The organism is Desulfospira joergensenii DSM 10085, from assembly GCF_000420085.1.
Lineage (GTDB): Bacteria > Desulfobacterota > Desulfobacteria > Desulfobacterales > Desulfobacteraceae > Desulfospira > Desulfospira joergensenii.
This window is the reverse complement of sequence record NZ_ATUG01000003.1, coordinates 124900-142214: the sequence shown is the minus strand read 5'-3', so window position 1 is coordinate 142214 and position 17315 is coordinate 124900. Positions and strand designations below refer to the sequence as shown.

Genomic DNA, 17315 nt, shown 5'->3' with positions numbered 1-17315 from the left:
TGAATCTTCTCCTAAAAATTATAGTTTTTCAAAATCACCAATATTCTTAAACAATCCAGACACCGAAGCCAACAGGGCGATCCTGTTGTTTTTCAGCCCGGGATCCTCACTAAAGACCATGACATCCTCGAACAGGGCATCCACATCGGGTCTCAGGGTGGCAATCTCTTTTAATGCCGGTTCATACTCCCCGTTTCCGGTCAGATCCAGGACCCGGGCCTGGACCGAAGATACAGAGTCAAACAACCGGGTTTCACTGGGATCCTCGAACAGGGCGGAGTCCACGGAAAGGCCGGACAGATCCCCGGCCTTTTTCAGGATGTTTTCCACCCGCTTAAAGGTCACGGACAGGGGGTCGAAATCCTCTGCCTGCCGGAGGCTGTCCAGGGCCCCGGCCCGGAGTACCACGTCGGGAAGATTGTCAAAGGAGGCGCCCAGAGCCGAGCTGACCGCTTCCTTGGAATATCCCTGTTCGGTGAGGATATTGACCATCCTGTTCTGGAGAAAGGTCATTACCTGGCCTGCCTTTTCCTTGCGTTTGCCGGGATCATCCATAAATGGGGACAGGCCTTTTTCAATGAGATCTCCCAGGGAGAAACTTAAATTTTCCCCCAGTATGATCTGGATGATGCCGATGCCCTGGCGGCGGAGGGCGTATGGATCCGCACCCCCCGTGGGAATCAGGTCAACGGAAAAGCATCCGCAGATGGTGTCGAGCTTGTCGGCAATGGCCAGCAGGGCTGCCGTGGGATTCTCCGGGAGCTGTCCGCCGGACTGGACCGGTCGGTAATGCTGCTCCACAGCGTCGGCCACATCCGGGTCCTCACCGGCTTTTTGGGCATATACCCGGCCGATGACGCCCTGGAGTTTGGTGAATTCGATGACCACCTGGCTGACAAGGTCTGCCTTGCATATGGCTGCGGCCCGTTTCACCTTGGCCTTGAGACCCTCCTTGTCATCATAGCCCGATACATCGGTGAGATAGTCCACGAGCTGGGCGATCCTCCCGGTCTTTTCATGGACCGAGCCCAGTTTTTCCTGGAAGGTCACCTTTTTCAATTTTTCGGCAAACTCGTCCAGGCTGGATTCAAGGTCGACCTCATAGAAGAACTTGGCATCGGAGAGCCGGGCTCTCAGGACCCTTCCATGCCCTTGGGCCACAAGGTCCATATCTTTGGCCCGGGTATTGTTGACGGCGATGAACATGGGCAGAAGAAGCCCGTTTTCATCCCTGAGGGCAAAATATTTCTGGTGTTCCCGCATGGCCGTGATCAGGACCTCGTCGGGCACCTGGAGAAATTCTTCATCAAACCGGCCCACCACAGGGTATGGATACTCCACAAGGTTGGAGACAATGTCCACCAGTTCCGGATCATCCAGAATCTGCCCCTTATTTTCCGCAGCCAGACTTTGAATGGACTCCAGAAGCATGTTTTTTCTCTTTTCGATTTCCGGTATGACCCCTGCCGACTCCAGAACTCCCACATAGGAGGCGGCATCCTTTACCGCATAGGTCCGGGGGTTCATGAACTGGTGACCCAGGGTCTCATTGCCGGACTGGATAGTGCCCACGGAAAAATTCAATGTCTTTTCCCCCAAAAGCCCCATAAGGGATATGATGGGACGGGCAAAGCTGATGCTCAGGCTGCCCCAGCGCATGGACTTGGGAAAGGGAAGGCCCAGGATCTGCTGTTCCAGCATGGATTCAATGATGGCCGCCGAAAATTCACAGGTCTCTTCCACCACTGCGGTGAGATACCGGCCCTTGCCCGTATCCTCCACCTTGATCTGATCCAGGCCGATGCCGGCCTTGTCTGCAAATTTTTTGGCCGCAATGGTGGGACTGCCGTTTTCATCGAACCCCACCTTTTCAGGGGGGCCGGTGAGGACAGAGGTTCGGGCCTTCTGGGAATCGGCAACATCTTCAATGATCAGGGTCAGGCGCCTGGGTGTTCCCAGAATCCTGGATTCACCGCTTTCGATCCTCTCCCGGGTCAGGGCTTTTTTCATATTCTTTTGAAATGCGGTCAGGGCAGGAACAATATACCCGGCCGGAATCTCTTCACATCCGATTTCAATCAACAATGTATTCATGTTCTATGCCTCCCCTCCCCTGTTCAATAATGGATGGCCCATCTCCTCCCTCTGGATGATATAGGCCTTGGATGCCAGGCGGGCGATATCCCTGATACGTTTGATGTACCCGGTTCTTTCCGTGACGCTGATGGCTCCCCGGGCATCCAGGAGGTTGAAGGTGTGGGAACATTTCAGGCAGTACTCATAGGTGGGAATCACCAGTCCCTTTTTCACGATCCTGTGGGCCTCTGCCTCGTATTTTTTGAACAGGTCAAACAGAAGATCCACATCCGCCACCTCGAAGTTATAGGTGGACTGTTCGACTTCCTGCATGTGGTAAACGTCCCGGTAGGTGATTTCATCGTTCCATTTCAGGTCAAATACGTTGTCCACGCCCTGGAGATACATGCAGATCCTCTCCAGCCCGTAGGTCAACTCAACGGGGATGGGATTGACCTCCACGGACCCGGTCATCTGGAAATAGGTGAACTGGGTCACTTCCATGCCGTCCAGCCATACCTCCCAGCCGAGACCCGAGGCTCCCAGGGTCGGGGACTCCCAGTCATCTTCCACGAATCTTATATCATGTTCAAGGGGATCCACGCCCAGAACCTTCATGGAGTCCAGGTAAAGCTGCTGAACGTCCGGGGGAGAGGGTTTGAGGATGACCTGGTATTGGTAGTAATGCTGGAGCCGGTTGGGATTTTCTCCGTATCTCCCGTCCGTGGGCCGCCTTGACGGCTGGGCATAGGCCACCTTCCAGGGTTCGGGACCCAGGGCTTTTAACAGGGTGGTGGGGTGAAAGGTTCCGGCCCCCACTTCCATGTCATAGGATTGGATAAGGACACAACCCTTTTCGGCCCAGAATCGGTTCAGATTTAAAATGACATCTTGAAAATTCATATCTGTCTGCTCTCATAAAAAAATTATAATTGATGGATCATTATTCCTCTGGGATCTATCCTTGTATCAAGAATCTGTGCGTTTTGTACAGGCTCAAGTATTTTTTTCCAGGATCCGGCCAGGGCAGCCAGTTTTCCGGCCCTTCCCACGGCCCAGATGCACCCTCCCCCGCCGGCCCCGGCAAACCGGACACCGCAATTGAGTTCCTGGGCGGATTCAAACAAGTTTTTGCCGGTGTTGTCAAGCACCTCAGGGGTCATTCCAAGCCTAAGCCGGGTCTCCTCATTCATGAGATCACCGGCCAGATCCCACTCTTTCTCTTTCAGGGCCATGAAAAATTTTTTTGTGATCCCCACAATTTTTTGAAAATCCTTCCGGGTTTCTCCCCGGATAAAGGAGTCAACCCATTGTTTATTTATATTTTTCGATACATGGGGAATTCCGCAATAGGCCACCAGAATATGGTCATTCAAATGGTCAAGCTCCCGGGAAGATTCAAAAAGGGGAACCCGTTCAAACCGGGGGCCGGTCAGGCCCATTTTCCATTTCCACAGGTTGGCGCCGCCGAATGCTGCGGCAGCCTGATCCTGCACCCCGCAGACCACACCGGCCACACTGGATTCAATATAATGGGAGAGCCAGGCAAGTTGTTCCGGATGGCTCTCTTTTTCAAGGGCCTGGAAAAACCCGGCCAGGACAGCCACGGAAGCGGAAGACGATCCCCCCAGGGCACTCCTGGGCGGAGAAGCCGACTCAATGGAGATGTGGATCCCATGGGCATTGAAGTATTGGGCGCAGGCAAAGATCAGTCCCATGGGATGGTTGAAGGGGGCCTGCCCCCCGTCAAATTCAGCCGGATCAAATCCCCTTGAAGAGACTTTCACCCGTCCCCGGGTATGGGGGGAAAGAATGACCCGGGTCCGCATATCCAGGGCCAGGTTGAGCCCGGCCGGACCCAGATGGGACAGGGGAAGATAAAAGGTGGACAGATCCAGGGTCCCGCCAAAGTCAATCCTGCAGGGCACGGAGGTTACGACCTGTCCTTGTTCCAGTCTGGGTTGAAAATTCATATTTCCCGCCTTAAACGATTCAAAAATTTCAATGTTCTCATCTCCCGGCCAATATGAAAGGGGATAAAGGATTCCATCAGGGCCTGGCCTTCGGCCATGGCAAAGGGAGAAAACTTTATCCTGTCGGCCCGTTTCAAGTCTGAGTTGTTGATCCAGAAAAGCTGTTTCAAGGTTCCCTTTGAAACATAGAGACCGTGTCTGGGGCCGCCGGAACCTGCCTGTCCCTGGAAGGCCGTTTTTTTCAAACAGGACTCGCAGATGATCTTGCCCTCTTTTAAGTCAAACCGGACATTCTTCTGGGGGATGGCGTCCAGATGGGTTTTGCAGCTCTCACAGGATTCAATGCTGGGGGAGAATCCGGAGATGCTCATGAAACGGATCTGGTACAGGAGGTTGAGCACCTGGGGGGAGATATCGGATCGGTTCAGCATGTCCAGGCTGAAGGCAAACAGATCGTAAAGGGCGGGCTGGACCTTTTCCTCCTCGAGCCACAGGTATACCAGCTCTGCCCAGTAGCTGGCATAGGCGGTTTTAAACAGATCGTACCGGATATTTACAAATCCGTTCTCAAGCTCGGTCTGGGTAAGGATGATCAGTCCATCCCTGTTCTTCTTTGGGTACCGGCACTGGATCCGGTTTAAGGAAAAAAGATCCAGGGCGCCGGAGAACCTTTTTACGCTTTTTTTTGCATTCTTGGCGATTACGGTGATCTTGCCCAGGGTCTGGGTCATGAAAGTGATGATATAATCATGATCCCCGTACTCGATTTTTCTCAGCAGGATGGCTTGGGTTGAAAAACCGGACATGGTCATATCAGGAAAACAGGGTCATATGCCCAGGAAAAGTTTTGCAATTCTAAAATAACAATAGACAGAGACAATATCGATGGAGGTCGTGACAAAGGGACCCGTGGCCACGGCCGGATCAACGTGGAATTTCTCAAGGGCCAGGGGCACCATGGATCCCACCAGGGCGGCAACGGTCATGGACGAGAGAACGGCCAGGCCCACGGCCAGGGCCAGGGACCAGGAAAAGGGTTCCGCCATGAATGAGAACCGGGCCACAAGGCCGATCAGGGTTCCGTATATCACTCCCAGGATCAGACCCACGGCCAGTTCCTTGGAAACCACCCGGGAGAAATCCTGGATGTTGATTCTGCCCGTGGCGATTCCCCGGACAACAATGGTGGAACTCTGGGTTCCAATATTACCTCCCATACCCATGATCACAGGGATAAAAGCGGCAAGGCCTGCGAATTTTGCCAGGGAGTCTTCAAAACCGCCGATGATAAAAAAAGCGGCCACTCCGCCCAGGCAGGAGGCCAGAAGCCAGGGCAGGCGGATCCTGGATCCCCTCAATACGGTCTGGGTTTCAATATACTCCTCGCCCACACCGGCCATTTTCAGCATATCTTCCGTGGCTGCCTCGTGGAGGATGTCGATAACGTCATCCACGGTGACAATTCCCAGGATGCAGTTTTCATCGTCCACCACCGGAACGGCCAGGTAATCGTACTTGGAGACCAGCCTGGCCACTTCTTCCCGGTCCGTATAGGTTTTCACAGAGACCATGTCCGTGGCCATGAACTCTTTTAAAGGCTTGTCCGGCTGGACCACCACCAACTGGCGCAGGGAACTGACTCCCACGAGCTTGCCGTATCCATCCACCACGTAGATGTAAAAGGGCATTTCAACGTCAAGATATTTGTTCTGCAGGGCTTCAATGACCTCCCTGGCCTTTACATCCTCTTCCAGGGCCACAAAATCGGTAACCATGAGGCTGCCGGCCGTATCCTCGCCATAGCTCATGAGCTGCTCAACGTTGTCGGACTCCTCTTTTTTCATTTTGGAGAGAATCTGGTCGGAGAGCTCTTCGTCCAGAAGTCCCAAAAGCTCGGCAGCGTCGTCCGACGGCATGTGGTCAAAGACCCGGACCAGCTTTTCAAATTCCACATTTTTCACGAACTCGAGAAAGACGGTTTCATCCATCTCTGAAAAAAGCAGGCCGATTTTTTCGGGATCATGGATGAGCTCAAACAATTTCTTTCGATTCAGGCCGGAAAGTTCCTTGAACACGATGGAAAGGTCTGCCATGTGGGTCTTGTCGATGATCTTGATGAGCTGCCGGGTGGCCCCCCGGCGCAGCAGTCTCTTGATGCTCGTGTTCAGAATTTTTAATTGTTCGGTCTGCATTGTTTTTCCCAGTTAAACCGGTTGATAAGGGTGTCCATCACAGCATGATCTTTACATGGGCATTCTCTTTAAGGGACTCGAGCCATTGGGCAAACTTTTCCCTTTCTTTTTCCTTGTAGAGAATTTTCTGAATTTCATCCCGGGCCTGGTCCAGGGTTTTCCCTCCCTCCCTGACGATCTCTTCGACAAAAAGAATCTGAAAGCCCTGATCGATCTGAATAATACCGGTATGGTCGCCCTTTTTAAGGTGGATCAGCTCGTCTTTAACGGCATCGCTGAAATTATTGATGTCAAAAATTCCCAGATACCCCCCTTCCCGGGCATTGGGTGCAAGGGAGTTCTCCTCGGCCAGCAATTTAAAGTCGGCATTCCGGTCCAGCTTGTTTTTCACTTCATTTATGGCCTTTTCATCCTTCATGAGGATATTCCGAAGCTCGTATTTTTCTATTCCGGAAAATTCCTCCAGGTGTTCTTCATAATAGGCCTTGATATCAATATCGGTGATAATTACCTTGGAACGGACTGCCCGGTTGATCAGCCGGGACTGGAGAATCTCCTGCCTGATCCTGTCCCGGTACCCTTCATAGGTCATTCCCTGGGCTTCAAGGGCTTTTTCAAAGTTTTCCTGGGTAAATTTGTTCTGTTTTTTAAAATTTTCAATGGCCCTGTCAAGTTCAGGCTCTGTGACCTGGATATGATATTTTTTTGCCTCCTGGTTGGCCAGGGATTTATCGATCATCTGATGGAGCATCTTTCTTTCAAGACTCTCCATCATCTCTTTTTTCCTTTTTTCAGACCCGGCTCCGGCTTCGATTTTTGTTTTATAGGGGGAAAGCATTTTATCGAGTTCCACCAGGGTGATGATTTCATCGTTGACAACGGCCACGATCCGGTCGACCACTTCTGTCCCGGCAGCCAGGGAAATCTGAAGCCAGGCCAGGGTAAAAACCATCAGAAAAACTTTTTTAATCATTGATATGTCCTTTATCCTTACCGATTAAAAATTTTGCGATCGCATCTTTATTAATTTCTGCGGGAAAGTCCAGCTTCAATTTCTGAATCCACTCATTATACTGGTCCTGACTTTTTTCCCTGCGCAGCCTTTCCACCAGTTCACTGCCGCTCTCGGTCAAATCGGTCCGGCCTTCCCCGGTTTCCTCTTCTTTGTATTCATCGGCGACCTTGTCATAAAAAGAGACCAGTTCTTCGGGAGTGATTTTCACTTTCTCCCTGAGCTCCCTTTGAATCAGTTCTTCCATGATCATGCTCTGTTTCAGCTTTTTTTTCCAGAATTCGTACGGCAGGGCGTTTTCCAGGAGGATCTGTTCAAAACTGTCTTCGGGATAATCTTCCCTTAAAAGCTTTTCCGCCTGGTCCACTTCTTCATCGGAAACCTGGATCCCCATCTGAGCGGCGGCGTTAAGAAGCTGAGATTGTTCGGTTAAGGCAAGAACAAGATCCATGATCATTTCATTGTATTCAGCAGGATCTTTTTTAATGTCGTAGGGATAGGCCGCCAGTTTCATGTCCAGTTCCTCAAGAAACTCATCCTTTTCAATGAGGATATCACCGCACTTGATGACGTATTCCGTTACATCAACGGCCGGCGGCGGACTGCACCCGGCTCCTGAAAAGCACACCAGGCCGGCGGCAAAAAACAGCCAAATATATTTCTGAATTCCAGGCCCCATCTTTCCCCTGCCCAAGATCTAAAATTTGAATCCGATTCCGTTCCAACAAATCAGAAACATTACCATCCCGGACCGGTTTTCGCAAGTCAATTTAAGCCTTGAAATCCTTGAGCATGGGTTCAGTTATAAAAATGGCAGGCCGTAAGATGGGCAGGATCATCCCTGTGGGCAATCAGTTCCGGCTCCTGTTCCCGGCACAAATTTTCCGCATGGGGACAGCGGGTGTTGAACCGGCACCCTTGGGGCGGATTTTCCACGGAGGGCACCTCCCCTTTCAGGAGAATCCTCTTTTTGACGGCCCCGGGATCCGGCAGGGGAATGGCCGACAGCAGGGCCCGGGTATAGGGGTGGCAGCAATGGTCATAGATGACATCTGCCCCGGCGATTTCCATGATTTTCCCCAGGTACATCACCACAATTCTGTCTGAGATATGCCGGACCACGGAGAGATCATGGGATATAAAAACATAGGTCAGCCCCATGGTCTCCTGGAGCCGGAGCAGCAGATTCAGGATCTTGGACTGGACCGAAACATCCAGGGCCGATACCGGCTCATCACAGACAATGATCTCGGGATCCATGCTGATGGCCCGGGCAATGCCGATCCGCTGCCTTTGCCCCCCTGAAAATTCATGGGGATACTTGTCAAGGGTTTCGGGCAAAAGGCCGACTTTTTCCAGCAGATCCTGAATTTCTTTTTCCAGATCAAGTCCATGTCCGTCGTGGATCCGGTACTTTTCCTCCAGGACCTGCCGGATGGTCTGCCTGGGATTAAGGGATTCAAAAGGATCCTGGAAGATCATCTGAAGATTTTTTGACAGTTCTTTTCTCCTGGCGGAGTTTAGCTCCGACACGGTCCTTCCGTTGACGGATATCTCTCCCCGGGTCAGGGCGTACAATCCCAGGATGCATCTTCCAAGGGTGGTCTTGCCGCATCCGGACTCCCCCACAATCCCCAGGGTCTCGCCCTTTTCCACTTCAAAGGAGACATCGCTCACGGCCTGGACCCAGCCGGTCCGGCGCTGAAACACCCCGCTGTACACCGGGAAGTATTTTTTGAGATTTTTTACCGTAAGAATGGGCATCCTGCCGTCCTGTTCTATCCTCAATTCATCACAAGCATCTTGGCCTATACCATCTTTTATCATAAAAAGCGAGAACCGGTGGGATGGATTCCGTCCGGACGGATAAGGGATGGATGATAAATCCAATTCCAAAAAATGCGGGAATGGATATTTTTATTGAATTTGAAAATAAAGAGGCATAAGGTGACCTTTATTTTCAAATACCAATGGAAAAACAAATATGAATTTTAACAAAGAAGTCATTATCATCGGCGGCGGGGTCATCGGACTGGGCTGCGCCCATTACCTGATCGAACAGGGAGCTTCCGTCAGGATACTGGAAAAGGACAGGATCGGAGACGGCGCCTCCCACGGCAACTGCGGACTCCTTTACTTCAGCGACCTGATCCCGCTTTGTTCTCCGGGGGCGGTCAGCCATGAAATCCTTCGCACCCTTAAGGGAACCTCTCCCCTTTATATCAAGCCCACCCTGGACCTCAAGCGCCTGTCCTGGCTTTTGAACTTTGCATTCAAATGCAACGATTCCCACAAAACACGGGCGGCCAAAGCCAAATTTGAACTTTTAACCTCTTCCATGACCCTGTTCCGTGACCTGCTCAGCCTGGAGGAACTGGCCTGTGATTTCGAAGACAAGGGAATTCTTTCCGTTTTCAAGGAGACTGCCAATTTTGAAGCCTTTCAGGAGACCGATAATTTCCTGAAAGATTTCGGCCTGGGAGCCCGAAAGATTGAAAAAGACGAGCTTCTTGACATGGAACCCGCACTAAGACAGGATGTGGCTGGTGCATGGCTCAACCGGTTTGACTGGCATCTGAGGCCGGAACTGCTCATGGACTCCTGGAAAAAATATTTGCTTTCAAAGGGGCTGATCATCGAGGAAAATTGCCAGGCAGATGATCTTGAAGTTTCCAACGGCCGGATCAAAAGCGTGAATACGGTCAAGGGGAAATTTGAGGCGGATGATTTTATCCTGGCCACGGGGGCCTGGGCCCCCCTGACCGCAAAAAAACTGAACTTCAACCTGCCTGTGGAGCCGGGTAAGGGCTACAGCATCACCATGGAAAGGCCGGAACCCTGTCCCGCAACTCCCTGCATGCTCTATGAAAAGAACATGGTGGTCACCCCCTGGAAGAGCGCCTACAGACTGGGAGGCACCATGGAGTTTTCCGGGTACGGCACCACGATGAACAGAAAGCGGCTGGAAAAGCTGATGACAGGAGCCGGGGCCTATTTAAAAGAGCCCCTGGGACGGCCCCTGATCGAGGAATGGACCAGCCTGCGTCCCATGACCTATGACGATATGCCCGTCATCGGCCGGGCCCCGTCCCAGGAGAATCTGATCGTGGCCACGGGCCACGGCATGCTGGGACTGACCCTGGCCACGGGAACGGGGAAAGCGGTTTGTGATCTGATCTACGGCCATGAACCCGGGATTAATCTCAAGCCCTTTTCCCTGGAACGCTTCCAATAGAGGAAAAGACTTAAAAATCACCCCGGCATAGGACCAGACCGGGGTATGGAAAATAGAAATCCCCCCTGTTTTTTCCATATCCCGGACCGGTCGTTCTTAAAATTTTGAACTCCCTGTAAAAAATCTATTCAGCCCATTGAATCCCTGGCCCGGCCTGATTCTCTGGCTTTCCACCGGCGAATTTTGAGTACAAACAATCGGTTTCTCAAAAAAATAGACTTTTTAAAATCCCTTTTATTCCAAAGAGTTCCATTCCATAATTTAGTTTTTCCTTCAATAACACAATAATAAATTTTATATCGCAATGTGTTTAAAGGTTTTCTTGAATCCAGCCGATTCATTATTCACCAGTGGAGGAAATCCAAACTCCAGGCTTCAGATATTTCACAAGGAGGTGAACCCAAATGAAGATCCTGTCATCGGCAATAAACTATGCCAGCTCATCCCAGCTAAGTCATTCATCGGAAAACACACTTTATTCCCTGGACCAAAACGGCCAGGTCGTCCATAAGGACCGGCACACCGGTAAGGAAAACCGGCAGACCCAGTCCTCCGCCTATTTTTATACCGGCGGCCAGGATACCGTTGACATCGGGGACGAGGCCCGGACCGCATCCGCCCGGACCACCAGGGAGTCAGAGGAGGCCTCAGGGGACGACGACCTGGAAAAAAATCTTTACGCGGCATCGGTTTTTGAGTGGGCTGCAAATGCCATTGACTGGCTGGTCAACGCATTTGAGAGCCGGGACGTGACCCGGCAGACCCGGATGTCAACCCAGATACTTGAGCCGTCCCTTCTCCAGACTCCGTCCGGGCACATCACGGATAAAAGGTTCTCCATCTATACATCCATGGCCTCTGAACTCAGGGCCAAGGCGGCAGCCCTGAGGCCGGAACAGATGTCTGCCTCTGATAACCGGATCAACCGATTTACCCTGCACGAGAAAGAAAAAACCCAGGTCCAGGCCTCCGGGATCATTCAAACCGCTGACGGTCGAAAGATCGATTTTTCCCTGGATGTCCTTATGGAGCGGGAAACCACCAGCGCAATCACTGAAACTTTCCGCATTGTGGATCCCCTGGTGATCAATTATTCAGGCACCTCGGCCGAACTGAGCGATGAAAAAATGGCCTTTGATCTGGATGGAGACGGCCAGGAGGAACAGATTGCCCGGCTCAAACAGGGCAGCGGTTTCCTGGCCCTGGACCTGAACCGGGACGGCAAGATCAACAACGGCAAAGAGCTTTTCGGACCTTCCACGGGTAACGGATTTCAGGAGCTTTCCTTTTACGATAAGGACAATAATCACTGGATCGATGAAAACGATGCCGTATACGAGGATCTGATGGTCTGGATCCAGGAAGACTCCGGGGAAAATGTATTGAAGAAGCTTTCCGAGACCGGCATCGGAGCCATTCACCTGGGATCGGTGAGTTCCGAATTCCAGCTCAAAAGTTCAAACGGCACTTCCCTGGGGCAGATCACAAGCACCGGAGTCGCCCTGACCGAAGAGGGACAGGTTAAAACCGTCCAGCAGCTGGATCTCACCGTCTGAAGGGGACATAGATTTTCATTCGATCCCAGCCCTGATTGGAAGAATCAGGGCTGGGATCTGTTCAACCCGGTGCACGGCAGATCCTCTGGTATATTGTCAGTTTAATAATGTAAACTCTTTCCCTTTCATTATCCTGATAAGGTAATTTCACAAGGCATAAAATTGATTGTTGCAATTGTCGGCAAAAGATGTTTAATCTCCAATTAAGTTGAATATTCACTTTCAAATTTGCCTATGCTTATTTCTCTAAGTAGATTTTTTGAAATACCTTTATACTCGCCTGAAACATTCCTACTGAATTTGGAATTTCAACTTATTGGGTTGGATATCATTCAAAATTACATCATATACTAACCTGCACAATTATTTATAATCAAAGGGGTGCTATGACTACTGAAACATTAATGGGGTTAAGAGTCTACAAGGATCGGAATACTGCGGTCCCATTGACGAAAGACTGGCGGAATATCCATGACTACTTTAATACACTGAAAAAGGCCTTCACAGAAGAAGAAAAATACTTATCCCATGTTAAGAGTCGTATTATTGGGGGCGTGGGAGGGATTAAAGGGTTGAAAAAAACAGACGCTTGGCTGAAATCTCTCTGGAAGAAAGAAAAAGCGCCGATAGAGATATTGAAAATGTTGAAGGTGAGACTTGGTGAGGTTGGGAATGGATGCAACTTGACATACTCTCCATATCAAAGAAAAACGATTGCGAACTTGTCTGAATTGGTAGTTAAAGGATTGTATAGCATACCAGTGAAAACAGCCTTGGGATGCACGGATGCAGGGTGTGTAGCCTATCAGCAGGAGATTTTTTCTCTCTTGAGTAATAGCGGAAACGTCGTTATTAATGCGGGGGTGACCATTGGTTCCAATTTAAAAAAAGAATACGGGCAGATTGCGGTGCCAGAGAAGGTGAAGGTTTACACGGTGCTACCAGAAAGAGAGGCCAATATGCCGGTCCAGATTCGTGTAAAATTCGCTTCTAAAAAATACCTTGAGTCTTCCGCAGTTCACTCTCGTCACGTAGAAATCCTGAGCGGCATCTTGTTCGAGGCTGGGAATGTTTATACAGGGAATTTTGGGGCTAACGCAAGTAAGGACACCGAGGCAAAAGTAGCTGCCCACAACACTAGGCAGGTCGCACGAATCGCGAAAAATTATCCCATAACCCAAAATGATTGGCGGAACCTAATGAAATTATTTTTTGCGACGAACGTAAGTGCACTTACGTTCCAATGCACTGCTAACTATGTGACAGCGTTCAAGAGTGGTTCTCACGATATTGGAGCAAACTTACAGACTAATTATTAGTAACCCCCGCTTTTGAAAAAATTTAACAAATCAATGCTGGTGAGCATAAACGACCGCGCACATAGCTTAAACTATGTTAAAACTCAAATTGTTTCTTGTTTCATTAACCAATATTTTTCCGAGTGTTCTTCTATAGTATATAAAATTACGTTCCGTCGGGGACCATTTAAGAATTTATTTTCTCTCCGCCCGCGGATCCGGAAGAGTCAAATTATTACCGGATATTGTTGACTCTGGGCAAATCAAGAGTTTTGGAGATTAACCTGATTTCAAAATGCCTAAAATGGGTAAGCATATTGCAGCACCTATTCTCGCTGATATCAGTTCTCGCTTCCATGTCAGGGCTGTATATACTACCAAAAATCAAGCAGACCCAAGATCCCAATCAAGCCTCATAATATCCCTTATACCAATCCACAAATCTCTGAACCCCTTGTTTGACCGGTGTGGAGGGTTTAAATCCGGTGTCTGTGATCAGGTCGTTTACGTCGGCATAGGTGGCAGGCACATCCCCGGGCTGGAGGGGGAGATATTCCTTGAGAGCCTCTTGCCCCAATGCCGTTTCAATGGCCTCGACAAATTCCATCAGGGCCACGGGCTGGTTGTTTCCGATATTGTAGATCTTATAGGGTACCCGGGAGGATGACGGGTTGGGATTGTCCGAGGACCAGTCCGGATCCGGCTCCGGAATTTTTTCCATGACCCGGATCACCCCTTCCACGATATCGTCGATATAGGTGAAGTCCCGTTTCATGTCACCGTTGTTGAATACCTTGATGGGCTCATTGTTGAGTATGGCTTTGGTAAAGAGGAACAGGGCCATGTCCGGCCGGCCCCAGGGCCCGTACACCGTGAAAAACCGAAGCCCGGTGCAGGGAAGGTTGTAAAGGTATGAATAGGTATGGGCCATGAGTTCATTGGCCTTTTTGGACGCCGCATAGAGGCTGATGGGATGGTCCACGTTGTGGCGGACGGAAAAAGGCATATTTGTGTTGAGGCCGTATACCGAGCTTGAGGAGGCATATACCAGGTGGCCGACCTTGGAATGGCGGCATCCCTCAAGGATATTGCCGAACCCCACCAGGTTGGCGTCCACGTAGGAAGCCGGGTTTTCGATGCTGTACCGGACCCCGGCCTGGGCCGCCAGGTTAACGACACAGTCAAAGGAATGGGATACAAAAAGGTCTTCCATACCCTTTCTGTCGGCCAGGTCCAGACGCTGGAATTGGAATCCGTCCCGATCGTTCAATAGAGCCAGGCGGGATTTTTTCAGTTCCACATCATAGTAGTCGTTGAGATTATCAATTCCCAGGACCTGGTGGCCCTGGTCCAGCAGACGTCTGCCCAGACCGTATCCGATAAAGCCGGCTGCGCCGGTGACAAGAACCTTCATATTCCATCCTTTTGTTTTGCCGATAATTCTTTTTCTACCACAGGGCCCAGCTGCCGGTGAAATAAACGTAAAGGGCCAGCCCCAGGTTGGTGACTCCGTGGGCCACTATGCAGGAAAGCAGATCCTTTCGCATTATCCATAAAACCGACATGAGAATACCGTAAACAATCGCTGCAGGCCATTCCGGAACCGTATGCCCCACAGTGAAGACAACGGTGGATATTAAAACCGCCGGGACGCTCCAGGCTCCGGGGCTGACATCGTTAATATTCGCTTCCTCAAGTGCGTCCAAAAGGGGGGTCTTTGCCTTTTGTCTGCGAAACTCATCCCATTGCAGGGCTAGTCTGAATACAAACCCCCTCATCATCAGCTCTTCAAAAACAGGAACTACCAGGCTGGCCGTTACCATGCGCAGGATAAACCCTGAAAAAGACCAGGCCTCGCCGCCGTCCCCTGCAAAGGGTCTGTAAAGTCCGCACCACAGAACCAGCCCGACAAGACCGAAACCCACTCCCCAAAGACAGGAGGCCCTCCGGCTCCTAGGCCCGGTAAGGGGAATGTACCAGCGCCAGGCCCAGACCAGGAGGGCCGTGACAATGACCAGTTTGAGGCTGTAGTTCAATTCAACACTGATCTTGTCCTGGAGAAGGGAGGCAATCCCCACATAGGCAAAATAAGGGGCGGCATAGGGAATGATCAACTCTCGGTTGGACCAGGTGTGCAGGGTCTTGTTCATCTTGCTCATGGGGGCCTTTTTCAACATTGTTCAGCAAATGATCAAGTTCTAATGGATCGGCTCTGATATTTCAAGGAGTTATTTTTTTCAAATGGGACCCTCATCTTCTGGAAATAAAAAACAAAGGGATTGCCACGGGCTTCTGCGCCCCATGCTGCCTTGACGGAATATCCGGCAGCATGAGGTGGAATCGGGTCTTCTATAATATTTTTAGGAATGCAGGGAAACGGGCATTGGGCTGAAGGGATACTCTGTTCTATGGAAGGTCTGAATAAATCGGGGAACTGGACCATTTGCTGATTCTTTCCCAGCCGTACCGGTCCTCCCAGCCCCTTCGCCTGTCCCTCCGATTCTGTCGGTTCTGATTTCCGGGATATCCCGGGCCCATGTCCAGGATACGCCTGTCAACCGGCGATCTTCGGTCCACCGGAGAGCGTTTGATGTACACACTTTTTGCATGGGTCATTTTTACCTCCTTGCCTTTTTCAATTTCGTCTTTCATATTTTCGTCCCAAATGATTGGTTTAGGCCGGGCAGATGGAGAAAGGATGGTTTACATATCTTGCAGTTCAGGATCTGAGCTTACCACTGAAGTATATTTCCCTATATTATATAAAAAATTCCACAATTGTCAAAATATTTTTTATGGAAATATCAGTTTGTCAAGGATGAGGCCGTAAAACAGACCCGGGCTTGAAGGGGGCGGGTTGATCCGCGAAAATTTCCATCCGATGTGGGCGCCACATACGGAACAGGCTCCAATTTCCCAGGAATAGCCGGGAAACCATGTAAATTCGGATGAGGGTCTGGAAACAGATACGCACCCCTCGGCCCGGGTAAAACATCCGATTTCAAAGACATGACCGTGGGGATTGGCAAAGGTATGGGAAAAAGCCGAATCCACCGTGGTCTGATGGGCCGGCCGGGTAACGACATTGCTGCACAGACGGCAGACCACCACCTTTTCTTCCCCGGGGGCGGTTTCAGATTCCTGTCTGGTCTCTTCATCGATGGCTTGGCGGCAAACAAGGAGCATGGATAAAACCGTTTATCTGCTTTCTTTGTCCAGGACATAGAGGGTCGCTCCCACCGGGGCAAAGGAAAGAATCAGAATATTGAGCCAGGGGACCAGAAATAAGAGCCCGAACCCCAGGTGAAACATCAGATTCTGTCTCAGGTATTGCACTCTTGTTCGGAAGGGAACCATCCGTCTGGCAGGAACCAGGTCGGTATTGTCCCAGGCCATGAACATGGCTGCGGTCAGGGCCGATATCAGTATAATTGCGGGACTCAAAGGAGTGAACAACCCGAAAATCATGATCAGAAGACTGATGATGACCGGGATCACCGCCCTGGGGATCTCCTGTCTGACCAGATGGAGAAAGAACTGAATCAGAGAAGTCTGTACGGGATTTTTTTCCTGCCCCAGAACCATTCTCTCGGTGATCCGGGACATGTAATCCATGATAAACACCCCAAAAAACAATTGGGCGATGAGATAGGACAAGACCATGGCAATCCCGGCCAGAAACAGGGTTAAAATCCATGAGGCAATCTTCCAGATATAGACCAGCCACCCTGATTCAGGCGCCTTCCATATCATGGAGAGAATCTGATCGTGCCAGAGCAGGATCAGGCCGACCAGGGAGAGGGTCAGGAGCAGGATCACCAGAAAACGAAGCAGGCCCAGCATGAGAAGAGAAGGCGTTTTCATGGCCAGGCCCAAACCTTTTAAATTGTATTTTATTCCCGAAAAAAATTCCATATGACCTTAAATTGTCCTTGCTATTCATTCCATGTATTCGTCCACTATAGAAAAATTA

Annotated in this window: 16 protein-coding genes; 3 read left to right on the top strand and 13 right to left on the bottom strand. The window is 50.5% G+C overall.

Annotated elements, in window-relative coordinates; translation table 11 throughout:
• Positions 1 to 18: 18 nt before the first annotated feature.
• The 8 genes from glyS to F608_RS0124785 all read right to left on the bottom strand — a co-directional run bounded on the left by glyS (position 19) and on the right by F608_RS0124785 (position 9017).
• Positions 19 to 2094: a glycine--tRNA ligase subunit beta gene (gene glyS, locus F608_RS0124820; protein WP_022668442.1), complete on the bottom strand. Its 2076-nt coding sequence runs from the start codon at positions 2092 to 2094 to the stop codon at positions 19 to 21.
• Positions 2095 to 2097: 3 nt separating this feature from the next.
• Complete coding sequence (gene glyQ, locus F608_RS0124815; RefSeq protein ID WP_022668441.1) at positions 2098 to 2979, bottom strand: glycine--tRNA ligase subunit alpha; 882 nt, start codon at positions 2977 to 2979, stop codon at positions 2098 to 2100.
• Positions 2980 to 3002: 23 nt separating this feature from the next.
• Positions 3003 to 4049, bottom strand: coding sequence for a GHMP family kinase ATP-binding protein (locus F608_RS0124810; RefSeq protein ID WP_022668440.1), 1047 nt, complete (start codon positions 4047 to 4049; stop codon positions 3003 to 3005).
• Complete coding sequence (gene recO, locus F608_RS0124805; protein WP_022668439.1) at positions 4046 to 4855, bottom strand: DNA repair protein RecO; 810 nt, start codon at positions 4853 to 4855, stop codon at positions 4046 to 4048. The genes F608_RS0124810 and recO overlap by 4 nt, the downstream gene beginning before the upstream one ends.
• 21 nt (positions 4856 to 4876) lie before the next feature.
• Positions 4877 to 6241, bottom strand: a complete 1365-nt coding sequence (gene mgtE, locus F608_RS0124800; protein ID WP_022668436.1) for a magnesium transporter — start codon at positions 6239 to 6241, stop codon at positions 4877 to 4879.
• 37 nt (positions 6242 to 6278) lie between these two features.
• A complete protein-coding gene (locus F608_RS0124795; RefSeq protein WP_022668435.1) occupies positions 6279 to 7214 on the bottom strand; it encodes a SurA N-terminal domain-containing protein in 936 nt (311 codons plus the stop codon).
• Positions 7207 to 7932: a SurA N-terminal domain-containing protein gene (locus tag F608_RS33305; protein ID WP_022668434.1), complete on the bottom strand. Its 726-nt coding sequence runs from the start codon at positions 7930 to 7932 to the stop codon at positions 7207 to 7209. The genes F608_RS0124795 and F608_RS33305 overlap by 8 nt, the downstream gene beginning before the upstream one ends.
• Positions 7933 to 8051: 119 nt before the next feature.
• Positions 8052 to 9017, bottom strand: coding sequence for an ABC transporter ATP-binding protein (locus F608_RS0124785; RefSeq protein ID WP_022668433.1), 966 nt, complete (start codon positions 9015 to 9017; stop codon positions 8052 to 8054).
• A 220-nt stretch (positions 9018 to 9237) separates the two neighbouring features.
• On the opposite strand from F608_RS0124785, the gene F608_RS0124775 reads away from it, so the two are divergent.
• From F608_RS0124775 to F608_RS0124765, 3 genes are all read left to right on the top strand, one after another.
• Positions 9238 to 10488 (top strand): NAD(P)/FAD-dependent oxidoreductase, encoded by a 1251-nt coding sequence (locus tag F608_RS0124775; RefSeq protein ID WP_022668431.1) that lies wholly within the window; start codon positions 9238 to 9240, stop codon positions 10486 to 10488.
• A gap of 404 nt (positions 10489 to 10892) precedes the next feature.
• Positions 10893 to 12044 carry a hypothetical protein gene (locus tag F608_RS35335; protein WP_022668430.1) on the top strand — a complete coding sequence of 384 codons (1152 nt, stop codon included), beginning with the start codon at positions 10893 to 10895 and terminating at the stop codon, positions 12042 to 12044.
• Between the two features lie 386 nt (positions 12045 to 12430).
• Positions 12431 to 13363: a hypothetical protein gene (locus tag F608_RS0124765; protein WP_022668429.1), complete on the top strand. Its 933-nt coding sequence runs from the start codon at positions 12431 to 12433 to the stop codon at positions 13361 to 13363.
• A 385-nt stretch (positions 13364 to 13748) separates the two neighbouring features.
• Here the strand turns inward: F608_RS0124765 and F608_RS0124760 are convergent, their stop codons facing one another.
• The 5 genes from F608_RS0124760 to F608_RS0124740 form a co-directional block, all read right to left on the bottom strand.
• Complete coding sequence (locus tag F608_RS0124760; protein WP_022668428.1) at positions 13749 to 14756, bottom strand: NAD-dependent epimerase; 1008 nt, start codon at positions 14754 to 14756, stop codon at positions 13749 to 13751.
• Between the two features lie 34 nt (positions 14757 to 14790).
• Positions 14791 to 15501: a CPBP family glutamic-type intramembrane protease gene (locus F608_RS0124755; protein WP_027363098.1), complete on the bottom strand. Its 711-nt coding sequence runs from the start codon at positions 15499 to 15501 to the stop codon at positions 14791 to 14793.
• Between the two features lie 247 nt (positions 15502 to 15748).
• Positions 15749 to 15994, bottom strand: a complete 246-nt coding sequence (locus tag F608_RS0124750; protein ID WP_022668426.1) for a hypothetical protein — start codon at positions 15992 to 15994, stop codon at positions 15749 to 15751.
• Between the two features lie 141 nt (positions 15995 to 16135).
• A complete protein-coding gene (locus F608_RS0124745) occupies positions 16136 to 16528 on the bottom strand; it encodes a cereblon family protein (protein ID WP_022668425.1) in 393 nt (130 codons plus the stop codon).
• Positions 16529 to 16540: 12 nt separating this feature from the next.
• On the bottom strand, positions 16541 to 17257 hold the full coding sequence (locus tag F608_RS0124740) for an EI24 domain-containing protein (RefSeq protein WP_022668424.1): 717 nt from the start codon (positions 17255 to 17257) through the stop codon (positions 16541 to 16543).
• Positions 17258 to 17315: the final 58 nt, after the last annotated feature.

Bases quoted from the DNA above. Each gene is read 5' to 3' on its own strand.
- F608_RS0124750 (WP_022668426.1), bottom strand. From the start codon at position 15,994: ATGAAAGACGAAATTGAAAAAGGCAAGGAGGTAAAAATGACCCATGCA.
- F608_RS0124810 (WP_022668440.1), bottom strand. From the start codon at position 4,049: ATGAATTTTCAACCCAGACTGGAACAAGGACAGGTCGTAACCTCCGTG.
- F608_RS0124760 (WP_022668428.1), bottom strand. From the start codon at position 14,756: ATGAAGGTTCTTGTCACCGGCGCAGCCGGCTTTATCGGATACGGTCTG.
- glyS (WP_022668442.1), bottom strand. From the start codon at position 2,094: ATGAATACATTGTTGATTGAAATCGGATGTGAAGAGATTCCGGCCGGG.
- F608_RS0124745 (WP_022668425.1), bottom strand. From the start codon at position 16,528: ATGCTCCTTGTTTGCCGCCAAGCCATCGATGAAGAGACCAGACAGGAA.
- recO (WP_022668439.1), bottom strand. From the start codon at position 4,855: ATGTCCGGTTTTTCAACCCAAGCCATCCTGCTGAGAAAAATCGAGTAC.
- F608_RS0124740 (WP_022668424.1), bottom strand. From the start codon at position 17,257: ATGGAATTTTTTTCGGGAATAAAATACAATTTAAAAGGTTTGGGCCTG.
- F608_RS0124755 (WP_027363098.1), bottom strand. From the start codon at position 15,501: ATGAGCAAGATGAACAAGACCCTGCACACCTGGTCCAACCGAGAGTTG.
- glyQ (WP_022668441.1), bottom strand. From the start codon at position 2,979: ATGAATTTTCAAGATGTCATTTTAAATCTGAACCGATTCTGGGCCGAA.
- F608_RS0124775 (WP_022668431.1), top strand. From the start codon at position 9,238: ATGAATTTTAACAAAGAAGTCATTATCATCGGCGGCGGGGTCATCGGA.
- F608_RS0124795 (WP_022668435.1), bottom strand. From the start codon at position 7,214: ATGATTAAAAAAGTTTTTCTGATGGTTTTTACCCTGGCCTGGCTTCAG.
- F608_RS0124785 (WP_022668433.1), bottom strand. From the start codon at position 9,017: ATGCCCATTCTTACGGTAAAAAATCTCAAAAAATACTTCCCGGTGTAC.
- F608_RS33305 (WP_022668434.1), bottom strand. From the start codon at position 7,932: ATGGGGCCTGGAATTCAGAAATATATTTGGCTGTTTTTTGCCGCCGGC.
- mgtE (WP_022668436.1), bottom strand. From the start codon at position 6,241: ATGCAGACCGAACAATTAAAAATTCTGAACACGAGCATCAAGAGACTG.
- F608_RS35335 (WP_022668430.1), top strand. From the start codon at position 10,893: ATGAAGATCCTGTCATCGGCAATAAACTATGCCAGCTCATCCCAGCTA.
- F608_RS0124765 (WP_022668429.1), top strand. From the start codon at position 12,431: ATGACTACTGAAACATTAATGGGGTTAAGAGTCTACAAGGATCGGAAT.